The following is a 14,802-nucleotide window of genomic DNA, read 5'->3' on the forward strand; positions in this document are numbered from 1 at the left end:
CAGGGAGGCTATTTGGCGTAGATCGCCTCGATCTCGTCCGCGTAGTCCTTCGCCACCACGTTCCGCTTCAGCTTCAGCGACGGGGTGAGGTGGCCCGACTCCTCCGTGAACTGGGAGGACAGAATGCGGAACTTCCGCACCGATTCCGCCTTCGACACCGCGGCGTTGCCGTCGTCCACGGCCGCCTGGATCGCCGCCTGCAGATCCGGGTCCTCGCGCAGCGACGCCGCGGTGGAGCCCGCCGGCTTGCCGTGGTCGGCGGCCCAACGGCCCAGGAACTCCTCGTCGATGGTGACCAGCGCGCCCACGAACGGCCGCCCGTCGCCCACCACCATGCACTCCGCGACCAGCGCGTGCGCCCGGATCCGGTCCTCGATCACCGCGGGGGCCACGTTCTTGCCGCCCGCCGTGACGATGATCTCCTTCTTGCGGCCGGTGATCCTCAGATAGCCGTCCTCGTCCAGGGTGCCGATGTCACCCGTGTGGAACCAGCCGTCGGCCAGGGCCTCTGCGGTCGCGCCCGGGTTGTTCCAGTACTCCTTGAACAGGTGCTCGCCGTGCAGCAGCACCTCGCCGTCGTCGGCGATGCGGACCACCGAGCCGGGCAGCGGCTGGCCGACCGTGCCGATCTTCTGCCGGTCCCAGGGGTTGAACGCGGTCGCCGCACAGGACTCGGTCAGGCCGTAGCCCTCCAGCACCGTGAAGCCGATGCCCCGGAAGAAGTGCCCGAGCCGCTCGCCCAGCGGGGCACCGCCGGAGATGGCGTACTCGCCCCGGCCGCCCAGGACCGCGCGCAGCTTGCTGTAGACCAGCTTGTCGAAGACCTTGTGCTTGAGCTTCAGGCCGAACGACGGGCCCGACGGGCTGTCCAGCGCCTTGCTGTAGGCGATCGCGGTGTCCGCCGCCTTGTCGAAGATCGCGCCCTTGCCGTCCGCCTGCGCCTTGGCCCGCGCCGAGTTGTAGACCTTCTCGAAGACCCGCGGCACACCGAGGATCAGCGTCGGCCGGAACGCGGCCAGTTCGTCGGTGAGGTTCTTGATGTCCGGGACGCAGCCCAGCTTGATCGGCGCCATCATCGGCGCCACCTGCACCAGCCGCCCGAAGACATGAGCGAGCGGGAGGAAGAGCAGGACCGAGCACTCACCGGTGCGGAACAGCGGACGCAGCCGCTCCACCACGTTCCCGCACTCGGCGAAGAAGCTGCGGTGGGTGAGCACACAGCCCTTGGGGCGCCCGGTCGTACCGCTCGTGTAGACGATGGTCGCCGGGTCGTCGGCCCGGGCGAGCGAGCTGCGCTCCTCCACCGTCGCGTCGCTGACGTCCTGCCCGAGGCGCCCCAGCTCCTCCACCCCGGCGGCCTCGATCTGCCAGACGTGCTTGAGCGCGGGCAGCGCGTCGCGGACCGACTCGACGGCGGCCGTGTGGCCCGCCAGCTCGGTGATGCAGGCCGTCGCGCCCGAGTCGCCGAGGATCCACTGCACCTGCTCCGGCGAGCTGGTCTCGTACACCGGCACGGTGATCGCGCCCGCGCTCCAGATCGCGAAGTCGAGCAGCGTCCACTCGTACCGCGTGCGGGACATCAGGCCCACCCGGTCGCCCGGCTGCACCCCGGAGGCGATGAGCCCCTTGGCGGCGGCGCGCACCTCGGCCAGGAACTCCCGCGCGGACACGTCCTGCCAGACCCCGCCCACCTTGCGGGCGATGACGGCCACGTCGGGATGCTGCGCGGCGTTTCTGCGGACGATGTCGGTCAGATTGCCGTCCGCAGGGACCTCGTACAAAGCCGGAAGGCTGAACTCGCGCAAGACTGCTGCTCCTCTTAGGGCGCCGGCGCCACGACGTTGTGCGATGCGACGGTGCGGTCCAAGGCTCGGGCGAGTGCTCCGGATCAGCATGAGCGTTCACATGTTGAAAACCAGAGCACGACTGGACTGCCCGGACGTTACCCGCCGGTATGGCGTCTACGACAGGGGGTCCCGGCGAGATGTTCGCTGCGTCACACACGTGGGCGTTCCTTCGCGCACAGTAGTCCACGGCCGAACCGACCGGCGAGTAACCGCAGGTTGGACCGGCACTGTTCACAAGTGCACCGCTCCGCCTACGCTTGATCGTCATGGCTTCCACACGCACCGGCGACCGGCGGACCCGCGTCCACGTGGTCAGCGACGTGCACGGCAACGCCCGCGACCTGGCCCGGGCCGGCGAAGGCGCGGACGCCCTGATCTGCCTCGGCGACCTCGTCCTCTTCCTCGACTACGCCGACCACTCGCGCGGCATCTTCCCCGACCTGTTCGGCAAGGAGAACGCCGACCGCATCGTGGAGCTGCGCACCGCCCGCCGCTTCGAGGAGGCCCGCGCGTTCGGCGCCCGGCTGTGGGCCGGCATCGGCACCGACCGGGCCACCGCCATCGAGGCGGCCGTGCGCAAGCAGTACGCCGAGCTGTTCGCCGCGTTCCCCACACCGACGTACGCCACCTACGGCAATGTCGACATGCCGCAGCTGTGGCCCGAGTACGCCCGGCCCGGCACCACCGTCCTCGACGGTCAGCGGGCGGAGATCGGCGGCCGTGTCTTCGGCTTCGTCGGCGGCGGACTGCGCACCCCGATGCGCACGCCCTACGAGATCAGCGACGAGGAGTACGCGGCGAAGATCGAGGCCGTCGGCGAGGTCGACGTGCTGTGCACCCACATCCCGCCGGAGGTCCCCGAGCTGGTGTACGACACCGTGGCCCGCCGCTTCGAGCGGGGCAGCCGGGCCCTGCTGGACGCCATCCGCCGCACCAGACCGCGGTACGCGCTGTTCGGACACGTCCACCAGCCGCTGGCGCGCCGGATGCGGATCGGCGCCACCGAGTGCGTGAACGTGGGGCACTTCGCCGGGACCGGCACGCCCTGGGCACTCGAATGGTGAGGCCCGGCAGGCGCGGTGAAGGCGGCGGGCCGGCGGCGCGGTAGCCTTCACGCTGCACACACGTGCGCAGACCCGCGCACACGGAACTCTCCCACCGGCCCGCATCTGGAGGAGCCACGGCGATGGCGGAACACACCAGTTCGAGCATCACGATCGAGGCGGCTCCGGCCGACGTCATGGCGGTGATCGCCGACTTCGCTCGCTACCCGGACTGGACCGGCGAGGTGAAGGAGGCGGAGGTCCTCGCCACCGACGCCCAGGGCCGCGCCGAGCAGGTACGCCTCGTCATGGACGCCGGTGCCATCAAGGACGACCAGACCCTCGCCTACACCTGGACCGGCGACCGCGAGGTCTCCTGGACCCTGGTCAAGTCCCAGATGCTCCGCTCCCTCGCCGGCTCCTACCTCCTGAAGCCGGCGGGCGCTGGCGCCACCGAGGTCACCTACCAGCTCACCGTCGACGTCAAGATCCCCATGCTCGGCATGATCAAGCGCAAGGCGGAGAAGGTCATCATCGACCGGGCGCTGGCGGGACTGAAGAAGAGGGTGGAGTCGGGGCAGGAGTAGTCGCTCCGTTCGATCCTCGCGCACGACGGTACCGTTCACCCCCATGCGCACCCTCCTGATCACGGGCCCCGGCGGTAGCGGCCGTACGACCATCGCTGCCGCCACCGCACTGCGCGCCGCTGCCGAGGGCACCCGCACCCTCCTGCTCGGCGCCGACCGTACCGACACCCTCGGCGCGGCCCTGGGCACCGCGACAGGACCGGCCCCCACCGAGGTCACCGAGCACCTCACCGCCTGGCGGCCCGATGCCACGGAACGCTTCCGGCAGGACCTCACCGCCTTCCAGACCCGCGCCGCGAACGTCCTCGACCTGCTCGGCGCCGCCCGCCTGGACGCCGAGGAGGTCACCCCGCTGCCCGGCGCCGAGGAACTGTCCTTCCTGCGCGCCCTGCGGGACGCGGCCCTCTCCGAGCGGTACGGCCTCCTCGTCGTCGACCTCCCGCCCCTGCCCCAGGCCCTCGCCCTGCTCGGCCTCCCCGAGGAACTGCGCCGCTACCTGCGCCGCCTGCTGCCGCCCGAGCGGCAGGCCGCCCGCGCCCTGCGCCCGGTCCTCGGCCGGCTGGCCGGCGTCCCCATGCCCGCCGACTGGCTGTACGAGACGGCGGCCCGCTGGGACGTCGAGCTGGCCGCCGTCGAGGCCGTCCTCACCGACCGGGACACCGCCGTACGCCTGGTCGCCGAACCCGGCCCGGCCGGCGCCGCCGCCGTCCGCGCCGCCACCCTCGGCCTCGCCCTGCGCGGCCTGCCCACCGAGGCCCTGATCGCCCACCGCACGCTGCCCGAGACCACCCCGGACGCCTGGCTGGCCTCGCTCGTGGCCCAGCAGCGCAAGACGCTCGCCGACTGGCAGGAGTCGTACGACGTCCACCCCGTCCCGCACCTCGGCCGAGACCCGCACGGCCCCGACGACCTCACCGCCCTCGCCGTACCCGCCGTCAACCCGGCGCCCACCCCGGTCGAGTGGCCCGTCACCGACCGGATCGCCGAGGACGGCGTGCTGGTCTGGCACCTCCCGCTGCCCGGCGCGATACGGGACGAGCTGGACCTCATCCGGCGCGGCGACGAACTCCTGATCACCGCCGGCCCCTTCCGCCGCATCGTCGCGCTGCCCTCCGCCCTGCGCCGGTGCACCGTCGCCGGAGCCGGACTCCAGGACGGCGAGCTGCGCATCCGCTTCGCCCCGGACCCCGACCTGTGGCCCGCCAAGGGACGGTGAACGGGGCACGCCCGTTCGGGTAACGTCGTAAAGGCGAACCGTAGTCAGGAGCCGCCATGAGCGAAGAGCGCGCCGCACCCGACCCTTCCGAGGAGGAGCCGGCGAGGGCGACCGACGCAGACGCCGACGCCTGGGCACGGGCCTGCGCCGAGGACCTCGACGCCGAGCGGGCCCGCCGCCGCGCCGAGCACGGCCCGCCCCCCGGTTCCGCGGCCGAGGAGCTGAAGAAACTCGTGGACGCGGTGGCCGACAAGCTGTCCGGCCTCCCGTCACCGCTCCTCGGCGGCCTCGCCGGACCCGCCGCCCAGCAGATGGTGCGGCAGGTCGTCCAGCAGGCGAAGGCCGCCGTCGAGCCCGTCATAGACCGCAACCCGGACGTGTTCGACCACCTGGCCGCGGCCGGCAGCGAGCTGCTCGCCGCCTACCGCTCCGCCGTCCAGGCCCAGGAGTACCGCTGGACCGCCCGCACGGCCGGCCCGGCGGACGACGACCGGCCGGACCGGCGCGACCGGGGCGAGGGCACCGGTCCAGGGGAACGCATCGACCTGGACTGAAGCCCTCCCACGGCAGGGCCTCGGGTACGGTTGGCCGTAGCGGGGCTCGACCGAAACTGAGGGATTCATGGGACTCACCATCGGCGTCGACATCGGCGGCACGAAGATCGCGGCCGGCGTGGTCGACGAGGAAGGCAACATCCTCTCGACCTTCAAGGTGCCGACCCCCACCACGCCCGAGGCCATCGTGGACGCCATCGCCTCGGCGGTGGAGGGTGCGCGCGCCGGGCACGAGATCGTCGGCGTGGGCATCGGCGCGGCCGGTTACGTCAACCGCCAGCGTTCCACGGTGTACTTCGCGCCCAACATCGACTGGCGCAACGAGCCGCTCAAGGAGAAGGTCGAGGCCCGCACAGGCCTCCCCGTGGTGGTCGAGAACGACGCCAACGCCGCCGCCTGGGGCGAGTACAAGTTCGGCGCGGGCAAGGGCCACCGCAACGTCATCTGCATCACGCTCGGCACCGGCCTCGGCGGCGGCATCATCATCGGCAACAAGCTGCGCCGCGGCCACTTCGGCGTAGCAGCGGAATTCGGCCACATCCGGATGGTCCCGGACGGCCTGCTGTGCGGCTGCGGCTCGCAGGGCTGCTGGGAGCAGTACGCCTCCGGCCGCGCCCTGGTCCGCTACGCCAAGCAGCGCGCCAACGCCACGCCCGAGCGCGCCGAGGTCCTGCTGGCGCTCGGCGACGGCACCCCCGACGGCATCGAGGGCAAGCACATCTCCATGGCCGCCCGCCAGGGCGACCCGGTCGCCGTGGACTCCTACCGCGAGCTGGCCCGCTGGGCCGGCGCCGGTCTCGCCGACCTGGCCTCCCTCTTCGACCCGTCCGCGTTCATCGTCGGCGGCGGCCTCTCCGACGAGGGCGACCTGGTCCTCGACCCGATCCGCAAGTCGTACAAGCGCTGGCTGGTCGGCGCCAACTGGCGCCCGATGGCCGACGTGATCGCGGCCCAGCTGGGCAACAAGGCCGGACTCGTCGGCGCTGCCGACCTGGCCCGGGAGCCGGACCCCGTCATGTGACGGCGACTGTGCCTGCCTGAGGGGCGCGAGGCCGTATGAGCCCCGCGCCCCTCCCCATGGGGCGTACATTGATCCACATGGAGCTGCTCCCCAACTCCCGCACGGAGCCCGACGGTTCCGCCGTCATCCGCGTCCTGAGCTACAACATCCGCTCGATGCGGGACGACACCGCCGCCCTCGCCAGAGTGATCAGCGCCTGCGCCCCCGACCTGGTCCTCGTCCAGGAAGCCCCCCGTTTCTTCCGCTGGCGCAAGAAACTCGCCCGCCTGGCCCGCGCAGCCGGCCTCGTCGTCCTCACCGGGGGAGCCACGGCAGCCGGTCCGGCGATCCTGTGCAGCCTGCGCGCCACCGTCGAGCGCACGGAGGACGTCCTCCTCCCCCTCACCCCAGGCCTCCACCGGCGCGGCCTCGCCACGGCGGTGGTCCGTTTCGGCGGCGCCCGCCTCGGCGTGCTCAGCTGCCACCTGTCCCTCCAGCAGGACGAGCGCTACGACCAGGGCGGAATGCTCCTCGACCGGCTCGCCGGACTCGGCGTGGAACACGTCGTCGCGGGCGGCGACCTCAACGAACGCCCCGACGGCCGCACCTTCCGCCGGCTCGCCGAGAACCTCCAGGACTGCCGTGCGACCGCACCCTGGGGCGGCGAGTTCACCTCCACCCCCGCCGACCCCCGCCAGCGCATCGACGCGATCTTCGCCTCCAAGGACATCGAGGTGCTCGGCTGCGGCGTCCCCCTGGACCAGCCGGGGGTGCGCCAGGCAGACCTGAGGGCGGCCACGGACCACCTTCCGGTCCTCGCCGCCCTCAGAATCCCGGCCTGAGCCGGTTCAGACCACCGCCCCGCGTCCGGGGTCGTCGTCCTCCTCGTCGTCCGTCCGCATCCGCGTCACCAGGGTCACGAAGCCGCCGAGGAAGCCGCCGATGCCGAGGGTCGCCAGCCACCAGGTCATGTCCCAGCCGAGCAGCACCGCCAGCAGGAGCAGGACGGGGCCGCCGACCACGCCGAGCCAGGCGAACCTGGCGGTCGTGTCCGCGGTCGGCAGCGGCGGCGGCTCCGGCGGGACGAAGTGGCCCTCGTCGTCCTCGTCGAAGTCGTCGTCGGACGGCTCGGCCGGCGAGAAGTCGCGGGGGCCGACCCCGGGCGCGAAGGAGACCGAGCCGCCCAGCGGCCGGGCGGGCTGCCGGCCCGCGGAGTCCTCCGCGTCGGCCCCGGGGTCGCTCTCGGCGTCCTTCGCCGCGTCCCTCACCGGGTCCTTCGCAGGGTTCGTCACCGGGTCCTTCGCAGGTTTCGTCACCGGGTTCGCCGCCGGGTTCGCCGCCGTGTTCTTCTCCAGCAGCGCGAGGTCCTCCACCGGCTTGAACGGCCGGGCACCCGGCGGGTCCGGCGGCTCCTCGCCGTACCCGGCGACGATGGCACGCCAGGCGGCGTCCTCGTCGAACGGCACCTCCTGCCTGTCCGGCTCGCGAGCCTGACCGCCCTGGTCCTCACGGCCCTCGCGGTCCTCACGGTCGGAGTCGTGCTCAGCCAACTGCGGCCGTCCCTTCCTTGCCGACGATGGGTGCGAGCCGGCCGATGAAGGCGAGGCTCTCCTCGAAGACCCGGTCCGCATCCTTGTCCAACGTCGCCACGTGGTAGCTGTGTTCCAGCACGATCTCCGTGACGTCCGTGGACGACACCCGGCTCAGCACCCGCGCCGAGTCGGCCGCCGGCACGACATGGTCCCGGGCGCTGCGCAGCAGCAGCAACGGCTGCGTGACCTGGGGCAACTCGCCGTCCAGCCGACGCAGGAACACCCGCAGCGAGTGCGCCGCGTGCAGCGGCACCCGGTCGTATCCCAGCTCCGCCGCGCCCGGCTTCGCGATGTCGCTCGCGATGCCCCTCGTCGTCCGCACGAGGTGCCGGGCCACCGGAAGGGCGTACGCCGACAGGCCGTGCACCCGGTTCGCCGGGTTGACGACCACCGCGCCCGCGACCCGCTCGCCGTGCCGGGCGGCGAGCCGGAGCGCCAGCGCCCCGCCCATCGACAGGCCCGCGACGAAGACCCGGGAGCAGCGCTCGGTGAGGACGCGCAGCTCGCGGTCCACCTCCGCGTACCAGTCCTGCCAGGTCGTGAGCTGCATGTCCTCCCAGCGGGTGCCGTGGCCGGGCAGCAGCGGCAGGGACACGGTCAGGCCGCGGGCCGCGTGGTGCTCCGCCCAGGGGCGCAGCGACTGGGGCGAGCCGGTGAACCCGTGGCAGAGGAGAACCCCCACCTCCCCGCCCTCATGGCGGTACGGCTCGGCTCCGGGGAGAACTGGCATGTGCTTCACCGTACGCGACCGCACCGACACCGACCAGGGTCGTCGGGCCCATTGTCGGCGCTCCGGGTTAAGGTCTCTCCGACGGAAACAGGAGGCACACGGGTGTTGTACGGCACGATGAAGGTCGCCATCGGAGGGCCGCTGAAGGTCGCCTTCAGGCCTTGGGTGGAGGGCCTGGAGAACATCCCGGCCACGGGCCCGGCCATCCTGGCCAGCAATCACCTGTCCTTCTCGGACTCGTTCTTCCTGCCGATCGTGCTGGACCGCAAGGTCACCTTCATCGCCAAGGCCGAGTACTTCACCACCCCGGGCGTGAAGGGCCGCCTCACCGCGGCCTTCTTCAAGGGCGTCGGCCAGCTCCCGGTGGACCGCTCCGGGGCGCGCGGCGCCGGTGAGGCGGCGATCAAGAGCGGTATCGAGGTGCTGGAGCGCGGCGAGTTGTTCGGCATCTACCCGGAGGGCACCCGCTCGCCGGACGGCCGGCTCTACCGGGGCAAGCCCGGCGGCCTCGCGCGCGTGGCGCTCGCCACCGGCGCGCCGGTCATCCCGGTCGCCATGATCGACACGGAGAAGATCCAGCCGCCCGGCAAGGTCGTGCCGAAGCTGATGCGGCCCGGCATCCGCATCGGCAAGCCCATGGACTTCAGCCGCTACCAGGGCATGGAGCACGACCGGTTCGTGCTGCGCGCCCTGACCGACGAGGTCATGTACGAGATCATGAAGCTCTCCGGCCAGGAGTACGTCGACATGTACGCCACCGCCGCCAAGCGCCAGATAGCGGAGGCGGCGAAGGCGGCCAAGGAAGCGGAGAAGGCGGAGAAGGCCGGGAAGAAGCAGGACGAGTCCTAGACAGGGGCACAAGGGGGAGCCGGGGGGACCGGGGGAGATGCCCAAGCGCGAGCGCGTGATGCGGATGTCGGTCGAGCTGCCGCTGTGGCGGGCGCTCGCCGGCTACCGCGTTCTCACCATGCTGTACGCCATCGGCCTGTGCGCCACGGCGTACGACGACTTCGTGCGGCCCTGGGTGGCCGTCGCCTACTACGCCGTCCTGGCCGTGTGGACCCTCGCCACCCTGCCCAAGGTGGCGAGTGCGGCCAGCTGCACCGGGCGGTTCCTGGCCGCGGACCTGACCGTCGCTCTCGTCGGCATCCTGCTCACCCCGGTCGCCGACAGCCACGAGCGGATCGCGGGCGGCGGCCCCACGCTGCCGTCGATATGGACCGCCGGCGCGGTGCTGGCCTTCGCCATCAAGGGCGGCTGGCGCTGGGCGGCCGTCGCCTCCACGGCCGTCGCCGCCGTCAACCTGGTCGAGCGCGGCCACCCCGCCCGGGACACCGTGCACAACGTCATCCTCGTCTGGGTCGCCTCCATAGCCATCGGCTACGTCGTGGAGGTGGCCCGCGCCTCCGAGCGCACCCTCGCCCGCGCGCTGGAGATCGAGGCCGCGACCCGGGAGCGGGAGCGGCTGGCCCGGGACATCCACGACAGCGTGCTGCAGGTGCTGGCGATGGTGAAGCGCCGGGGCGCGGCCCTCGGCGGCGAGGCGGCCGAGCTGGGCCGGCTGGCCGGGGAGCAGGAGGTGGCCCTGCGCACGCTGGTGTCGGGCGGCCTGGTGCCGGTCTCCCGGGTCTCGGAGGACGCCTCCGCCGGAGCCGTCGTACGCGCCGTCGAGGAGCCGGACGAGGAGGACGGAGCGGCCGGACCGGTCGACCTGCGGTCCCTGCTCGCCGGCTACGCCCGCGCCCGGGTCAGCCTCGCCGAGCCCGGCGCCCCGGTGCTGCTCCCGCCGGCCGCGGCCCGGGAGGTGGCCGCAGCGGTCGGCGCCGCCCTGGACAACGTCCGCCGGCACGTCGGGGAGGACGCGCGGGCCTGGATCCTGGTCGAGGACGAGCCGGACGAGATCGTCGTCACCGTCCGGGACGACGGCCCCGGCATCCCCGAGGGCCGGCTCGCGCAGGCCGAGGGGGAGGGCCGGCTCGGGGTGGCCCTGTCGATCCGGGGCCGGCTGCGCGACCTCGGCGGCAGCGCCGAGATCGTCTCCGTCCCCGGGCAGGGCACGGAAGTCGAACTGAAGGTACCGAAGGGCGCCGTGCGGGCGCGGGGGAAGAAGGCGGAGCAGCGATGACACAGCAGCAGGACCCGATCAAGGTCATGGTGGTGGACGACCACCCGATGTGGCGGGACGCGGTCGCCCGTGACCTGGCCGAGTCCGGCTTCGAGGTGGTCGCCACCGCCGGCGACGGCGAGCAGGCCGTCCGCCGCGCCAAGGCCGCCGCCCCCGACGTCCTCGTGCTGGACCTGAACCTGCCCGCCAAGCCCGGCGTCCAGGTGTGCAAGGAACTCGTGGGCCACAACCCGGCGTTGCGGGTGCTCGTCCTGTCGGCGAGCGGCGAGCACGCGGACGTGCTGGAGGCCGTGAAGTCCGGCGCGACCGGCTATCTGCTGAAGTCGGCCTCCACCGAGGAGCTGCTGGACGCGGTGCGCCGTACCGCCGTCGGCGACCCGGTGTTCACGCCGGGCCTCGCCGGGCTGGTCCTCGGCGAGTACCGGCGGCTGGCCGCCGAGCCCGTGCCCGCCCCGGACGCCGAGGAGCCAGGCGCGCCCCGGCTGACGGACCGGGAGACGGAGGTGCTGCGGCTGGTGGCGAAGGGCCTGAGCTACAAGCAGATCGCCGAACGCCTCGTCATCTCCCACCGCACGGTGCAGAACCACGTCCAGAACACCCTCGGCAAACTCCAGCTGCACAACAGGGTGGAGCTGGTGCGGTACGCGATAGAGCGCGGACTCGACGAGGGATAGGCACGAGGGGACGCGGAACGGAGCACGGGGAACGGAGCGCATTTCCGGCCATACGCAGGAATCACCCTTCTCGCCTATCCCGATGTGACCTGAATCACCATTAGCGTGACCGGTCGTCAGGCAAGCGCGGTGAAGGGACATTTCCATGCGGGTCGGAGTACTGACCGGAGGCGGCGACTGCCCCGGGCTCAACGCCGTCATCCGGGGCATCGTCCGCAAGGGCGTGCAGGAGTACGGCTATGACTTCGTCGGCTTCCGGGACGGCTGGCGCGGCCCCCTCGAAGGCGACGCCATCCGCCTCGACATCCCCGCGGTGCGCGGCATCCTGCCCCGCGGCGGCACCATCCTCGGCTCCTCGCGCACCAACCCCCTGAAGGTGCAGGACGGCATCCGCCGCATCAAGGAGAACCTGGCCAAGCAGGAGATCCAGGCCCTGATCGCGATCGGCGGCGAGGACACCCTCGGCGTCGCGGCCCGCCTGTCCGGCGAGTACGGCGTGCCCTGCGTCGGCGTACCGAAGACCATCGACAACGACCTGTCCGCCACCGACTACACCTTCGGCTTCGACACCGCCGTCAACATCGCCACCGAGGCCATCGACCGGCTGCACACCACCGCCGAGTCCCACATGCGGGTGCTGGTGGTGGAGGTGATGGGCCGGCACGCCGGCTGGATCGCCCTGCACTCGGGCCTGGCCGGCGGCGCCAACGTCATCCTCATCCCCGAGCAGCGCTTCGACGTCGACCAGGTCTGCGACTGGGTGACCTCCCGCTTCCGGGCGTCGTACGCCCCGATCGTGGTCGTCGCCGAGGGCGCCATGCCGAAGGACGGCGACATGGTGCTCAAGGACCAGTCGCTGGACTCCTTCGGGCACGTCCGGCTCTCCGGGGTCGGCGAGTGGCTCGCCAAGGAGATCGAGAAGCGCACCGGCAAGGAGGCCCGCACCACGGTCCTGGGACACGTCCAGCGCGGCGGCACCCCGAGCGCCTTCGACCGCTGGCTCGCCACCCGCTTCGGCCTGCACGCCATCGACTGCGTCCGGGAGGGCGACTTCGGGAAGATGGTCGCCCTGCGCGGCACCGACATCGTCCGTGTCCCTCTCGGCGAGGCCACCGCCAGGCTGAAGACGGTCGACCCGAAGCTCTACGAAGAGGTGGGGGTCTTCTTCGGCTGACGGCGGCCCCGGAGGGCTACACGGTCGTGCGGCGCAACTGACCGGCCAGTTCCCGCACGACCGCCGCCCCGTTCAGGGTGAGGACCGACTCCGGATGGAACTGCACCCCCGCGAACCCCGGCCCCCGCAGGGCGTGCACCTCGCCGTTTACCGCCCGGCTCACCTCCACCCCGTGCGCCGCCAGCTCACGGGCCGCCTCCTCGTCGCAGCGGGCGACGAAGCTGTTGTAGAAGCCGACCGTCTCCGGCCGCCCGAACAGGTCGATCTGCGTCTGCGCCCCCTGGTACGGCACCTCCTTCCGTACGATCTCCAGCCCCAGCTCGGCCGCGAGCAGCTCGTGCCCGAGGCAGACGCCGAGCACCCCGTGGCGGTGCTTCCCGATCACCTCGGCGGCCAGGCCCCGCAGGAACCGCATCTTCGGGTCGCCCAGGTCGGAGGGGTCGCCGGGACCGGGCCCGAGCACCACCGTCCCCGCGTGCGCGCGCACCGCCTCCCGCAGCCCCGGCTCGTCGTACCGCCGGACGGTCACGTCCAGTCCGCTCGACCGCAGCACATGCGCCAGCATCGCGGTGAAGGTGTCCTCGCCGTCCACGATCAGCGCGTGTCCGGTCAGCTCCCGGGACCGCTCCTGCATGCGCAGCCAGAACGGCGCCAGCGACGAGCGGCGCCCGTCCAGCGCGTCCCGCACCCGCGGGTCGTCGGCCAGCCGGGGCCGTACCGACTCCGCGCCCGGCCTGCCCGGGCGCACCCCGAGAGCCGCCAGCACCCCTGCCGCCTTCGCGTGCGTCTCCGCGACCTCGCCGGCCGGGTCGGAGCCGCGCACCAGCGTCGCCCCGACGGGAACGCGCAGCCGTCCGTCGGCACGGATGTCGGCGGTGCGGATCAGGATGGGGGAGTCGAGGGTCTGCGCGCCCCCGGAGTCCCGCCCGAGCAGGGCGAGCGCACCGGCGTAGTACCCGCGCCCCCCGACCTCGTGCCGCTCGATGACCCGGCACGCGTTCTGCACGGGCGATCCGGTGACCGTGGCCGCGAACATGGTCTCCTTCAGCACCTCCCGGACATCCAGCGAGGACTTGCCGCGCAGTTCGTACTCGGTGTGTGCGAGGTGGGCCATCTCCTTCAGCCGTGGGCCGACGACCACCCCGCCCATGTCGCCGACGGTGCACATCATCTTGAGCTCCTCGTCGACGACCATCGACAGCTCCTCGATCTCCTTGCCGTCGGCGAGGAAGTCGAGCAGGTGCTCGGGGGTCGGACCCTCGGCGGGATAGCGGTACGTCCCGCTGATCGGGTTCATGACGACGGTCCCGCCGGACATCCGGACGTGCACCTCGGGGCTGGCGCCGACGAGGGTCCGCTCACCGGTGTGGACGACGAAGGTCCAGTACGCGCCCCGCTCACCCTCCAGCAGCCGCCGGAAGAGCGCGAGCGCGTCGGCCCGTCCGAATCCCGGGATCTCACCCTCGTACGTCCGCCGGATCACGAAGTTGGCACCCTCGCCGCGCCCGATCTCGTCCCGCAGTACCCGCCCGACGATCTCGCCGTACTCCTCGTCACCGACGTCGAAGCCACCGCCCTCGACGCGGACGGCGTGCGCGGGGAGCTGCGCCAGGGCGTCGGCGAGCGGGATGCCGTACGACTCCTCGGGGATCAGGACGGACAGCGGGGTGCCGTCGTCACGGACGTCGAAGCCGCGCTCGCGGATCTGCCGGAAGGGGACGAGCGCGAGGCCCTTGTCGGGGAGGTCGGCGAGACGGTCGTAGGTACTGACAGGGCCGAGGAACACCTCCACGGTGTTCTCGTCATGGCCGGGGGTGCGGCGGCGCAGCAGGGCGAAAGGTCGGTCGTCGTCCAGCAGCTGTGTCAGGTCCATGGTTCCTCAGCAGTCGATGATGAGGAACGGCCCGGAAACGCCGAAGGCCGCCCCTCGGGCGGCCTTCGCGAAGTCTTGCGTACGCGCAGTCAGTGGGCCGCCGGATGAGCGGTCCACCACCAGTTCTGGGTCGAAAGCGCGAACATGCGGGGAACCCTACCGCACCCCCGGACCGTCCGCGGGATGATCGCTCCGTCTCATCCTTCGAGCCGGAAGAAAAAACACCGGACACGACCCCGTAATGTTTACGAGGTGACCGTGAACGCTAAGACCAGCCCGAGTGCTGGCAACACCTGGCGAGACCTGCCCGCGGCGCAGCAGCCCGAGTACCCCGACCCCGAGGCTCTGCGCGCAGTGATCGCGGACCTCGAGTCGTATCCGCCGCTC

15 protein-coding genes and 1 pseudogene are annotated in these 14,802 nt (G+C 72.2%); 11 read left to right on the forward strand and 5 right to left on the reverse strand.

The window, feature by feature from the left end:
- Positions 1-8: 8 nt before the first annotated feature.
- Positions 9-1,805, reverse strand: a complete 1,797-nt coding sequence (locus ACZ4U1_RS32585; protein WP_467907753.1) for an AMP-dependent synthetase/ligase — start codon at positions 1,803-1,805, stop codon at positions 9-11.
- 350 nt (positions 1,806-2,155) lie between these two features.
- On the opposite strand from ACZ4U1_RS32585, the gene ACZ4U1_RS32590 reads away from it, so the two are divergent.
- The 6 genes from ACZ4U1_RS32590 (at position 2,156) to ACZ4U1_RS32615 (ending at position 7,089) form a co-directional block, all read left to right on the forward strand.
- A complete protein-coding gene (locus ACZ4U1_RS32590; RefSeq protein WP_467907778.1) occupies positions 2,156-2,911 on the forward strand; it encodes a metallophosphoesterase family protein in 756 nt (251 codons plus the stop codon).
- A gap of 122 nt (positions 2,912-3,033) precedes the next feature.
- Positions 3,034-3,477 (forward strand): SRPBCC family protein, encoded by a 444-nt coding sequence (locus ACZ4U1_RS32595; RefSeq protein ID WP_467907754.1) that lies wholly within the window; start codon positions 3,034-3,036, stop codon positions 3,475-3,477.
- Between the two features lie 43 nt (positions 3,478-3,520).
- Positions 3,521-4,693 (forward strand): ArsA family ATPase, encoded by a 1,173-nt coding sequence (locus tag ACZ4U1_RS32600; protein ID WP_467907755.1) that lies wholly within the window; start codon positions 3,521-3,523, stop codon positions 4,691-4,693.
- Between the two features lie 56 nt (positions 4,694-4,749).
- Positions 4,750-5,247: a DUF5304 domain-containing protein gene (locus ACZ4U1_RS32605; protein ID WP_467907756.1), complete on the forward strand. Its 498-nt coding sequence runs from the start codon at positions 4,750-4,752 to the stop codon at positions 5,245-5,247.
- A 67-nt stretch (positions 5,248-5,314) separates the two neighbouring features.
- Positions 5,315-6,268: an ROK family glucokinase gene (locus tag ACZ4U1_RS32610; RefSeq protein WP_467907757.1), complete on the forward strand. Its 954-nt coding sequence runs from the start codon at positions 5,315-5,317 to the stop codon at positions 6,266-6,268.
- 77 nt (positions 6,269-6,345) lie between these two features.
- Positions 6,346-7,089: an endonuclease/exonuclease/phosphatase family protein gene (locus ACZ4U1_RS32615; protein ID WP_467907758.1), complete on the forward strand. Its 744-nt coding sequence runs from the start codon at positions 6,346-6,348 to the stop codon at positions 7,087-7,089.
- 6 nt (positions 7,090-7,095) lie between these two features.
- Here the strand turns inward: ACZ4U1_RS32615 and ACZ4U1_RS32620 are convergent, their stop codons facing one another.
- Positions 7,096-7,797 (reverse strand): hypothetical protein, encoded by a 702-nt coding sequence (locus ACZ4U1_RS32620; RefSeq protein ID WP_467907759.1) that lies wholly within the window; start codon positions 7,795-7,797, stop codon positions 7,096-7,098.
- Complete coding sequence (locus ACZ4U1_RS32625) at positions 7,790-8,569, reverse strand: alpha/beta hydrolase (RefSeq protein ID WP_467907760.1); 780 nt, start codon at positions 8,567-8,569, stop codon at positions 7,790-7,792. The genes ACZ4U1_RS32620 and ACZ4U1_RS32625 overlap by 8 nt, the downstream gene beginning before the upstream one ends.
- A 105-nt stretch (positions 8,570-8,674) precedes the next feature.
- Between ACZ4U1_RS32625 and ACZ4U1_RS32630 the strand changes: the two genes are divergently transcribed.
- From ACZ4U1_RS32630 to ACZ4U1_RS32645, 4 genes are all read left to right on the forward strand, one after another.
- Entirely contained in the window at positions 8,675-9,418 is a 744-nt protein-coding gene (locus tag ACZ4U1_RS32630; protein WP_467907779.1) for a lysophospholipid acyltransferase family protein, read from the forward strand.
- A gap of 37 nt (positions 9,419-9,455) precedes the next feature.
- Positions 9,456-10,694 carry a MacS family sensor histidine kinase gene (macS, locus tag ACZ4U1_RS32635; protein WP_467907761.1) on the forward strand — a complete coding sequence of 413 codons (1,239 nt, stop codon included), beginning with the start codon at positions 9,456-9,458 and terminating at the stop codon, positions 10,692-10,694.
- Positions 10,691-11,368, forward strand: coding sequence for a response regulator (locus tag ACZ4U1_RS32640; RefSeq protein ID WP_467907762.1), 678 nt, complete (start codon positions 10,691-10,693; stop codon positions 11,366-11,368). The genes macS and ACZ4U1_RS32640 overlap by 4 nt, the downstream gene beginning before the upstream one ends.
- 145 nt (positions 11,369-11,513) lie before the next feature.
- The gene (locus tag ACZ4U1_RS32645; protein ID WP_467907763.1) at positions 11,514-12,542 is read left to right on the forward strand and encodes a 6-phosphofructokinase; all 1,029 of its coding nucleotides are present in this window, start codon (positions 11,514-11,516) and stop codon (positions 12,540-12,542) included.
- 16 nt (positions 12,543-12,558) lie between these two features.
- Here the strand turns inward: ACZ4U1_RS32645 and ACZ4U1_RS32650 are convergent, their stop codons facing one another.
- Both ACZ4U1_RS32650 and ACZ4U1_RS32655 read right to left on the reverse strand, forming a co-directional pair.
- A complete protein-coding gene (locus tag ACZ4U1_RS32650; RefSeq protein ID WP_467907764.1) occupies positions 12,559-14,415 on the reverse strand; it encodes an anthranilate synthase family protein in 1,857 nt (618 codons plus the stop codon).
- 89 nt (positions 14,416-14,504) lie between these two features.
- The gene (locus tag ACZ4U1_RS32655; protein ID WP_078912442.1) at positions 14,505-14,561 is read right to left on the reverse strand and encodes a trp operon leader peptide; all 57 of its coding nucleotides are present in this window, start codon (positions 14,559-14,561) and stop codon (positions 14,505-14,507) included.
- Positions 14,562-14,667: 106 nt separating this feature from the next.
- Between ACZ4U1_RS32655 and ACZ4U1_RS32660 the strand changes: the two are divergent.
- Positions 14,668-14,802: pseudogene (locus ACZ4U1_RS32660) on the forward strand (3-deoxy-7-phosphoheptulonate synthase class II); the annotation flags it as partial.

This window comes from Streptomyces sp. NPDC028928 (assembly GCF_055564915.1).

Bases quoted from the DNA above. Each gene is read 5' to 3' on its own strand.
- ACZ4U1_RS32605 (WP_467907756.1), top strand. From the start codon at position 4,750: ATGAGCGAAGAGCGCGCCGCACCCGACCCTTCCGAGGAGGAGCCGGCG.
- ACZ4U1_RS32650 (WP_467907764.1), bottom strand. From the start codon at position 14,415: ATGGACCTGACACAGCTGCTGGACGACGACCGACCTTTCGCCCTGCTG.
- ACZ4U1_RS32640 (WP_467907762.1), top strand. From the start codon at position 10,691: ATGACACAGCAGCAGGACCCGATCAAGGTCATGGTGGTGGACGACCAC.
- ACZ4U1_RS32615 (WP_467907758.1), top strand. From the start codon at position 6,346: ATGGAGCTGCTCCCCAACTCCCGCACGGAGCCCGACGGTTCCGCCGTC.
- ACZ4U1_RS32610 (WP_467907757.1), top strand. From the start codon at position 5,315: ATGGGACTCACCATCGGCGTCGACATCGGCGGCACGAAGATCGCGGCC.
- ACZ4U1_RS32595 (WP_467907754.1), top strand. From the start codon at position 3,034: ATGGCGGAACACACCAGTTCGAGCATCACGATCGAGGCGGCTCCGGCC.
- ACZ4U1_RS32600 (WP_467907755.1), top strand. From the start codon at position 3,521: ATGCGCACCCTCCTGATCACGGGCCCCGGCGGTAGCGGCCGTACGACC.
- ACZ4U1_RS32645 (WP_467907763.1), top strand. From the start codon at position 11,514: ATGCGGGTCGGAGTACTGACCGGAGGCGGCGACTGCCCCGGGCTCAAC.
- macS (WP_467907761.1), top strand. From the start codon at position 9,456: ATGCCCAAGCGCGAGCGCGTGATGCGGATGTCGGTCGAGCTGCCGCTG.
- ACZ4U1_RS32625 (WP_467907760.1), bottom strand. From the start codon at position 8,569: ATGCCAGTTCTCCCCGGAGCCGAGCCGTACCGCCATGAGGGCGGGGAG.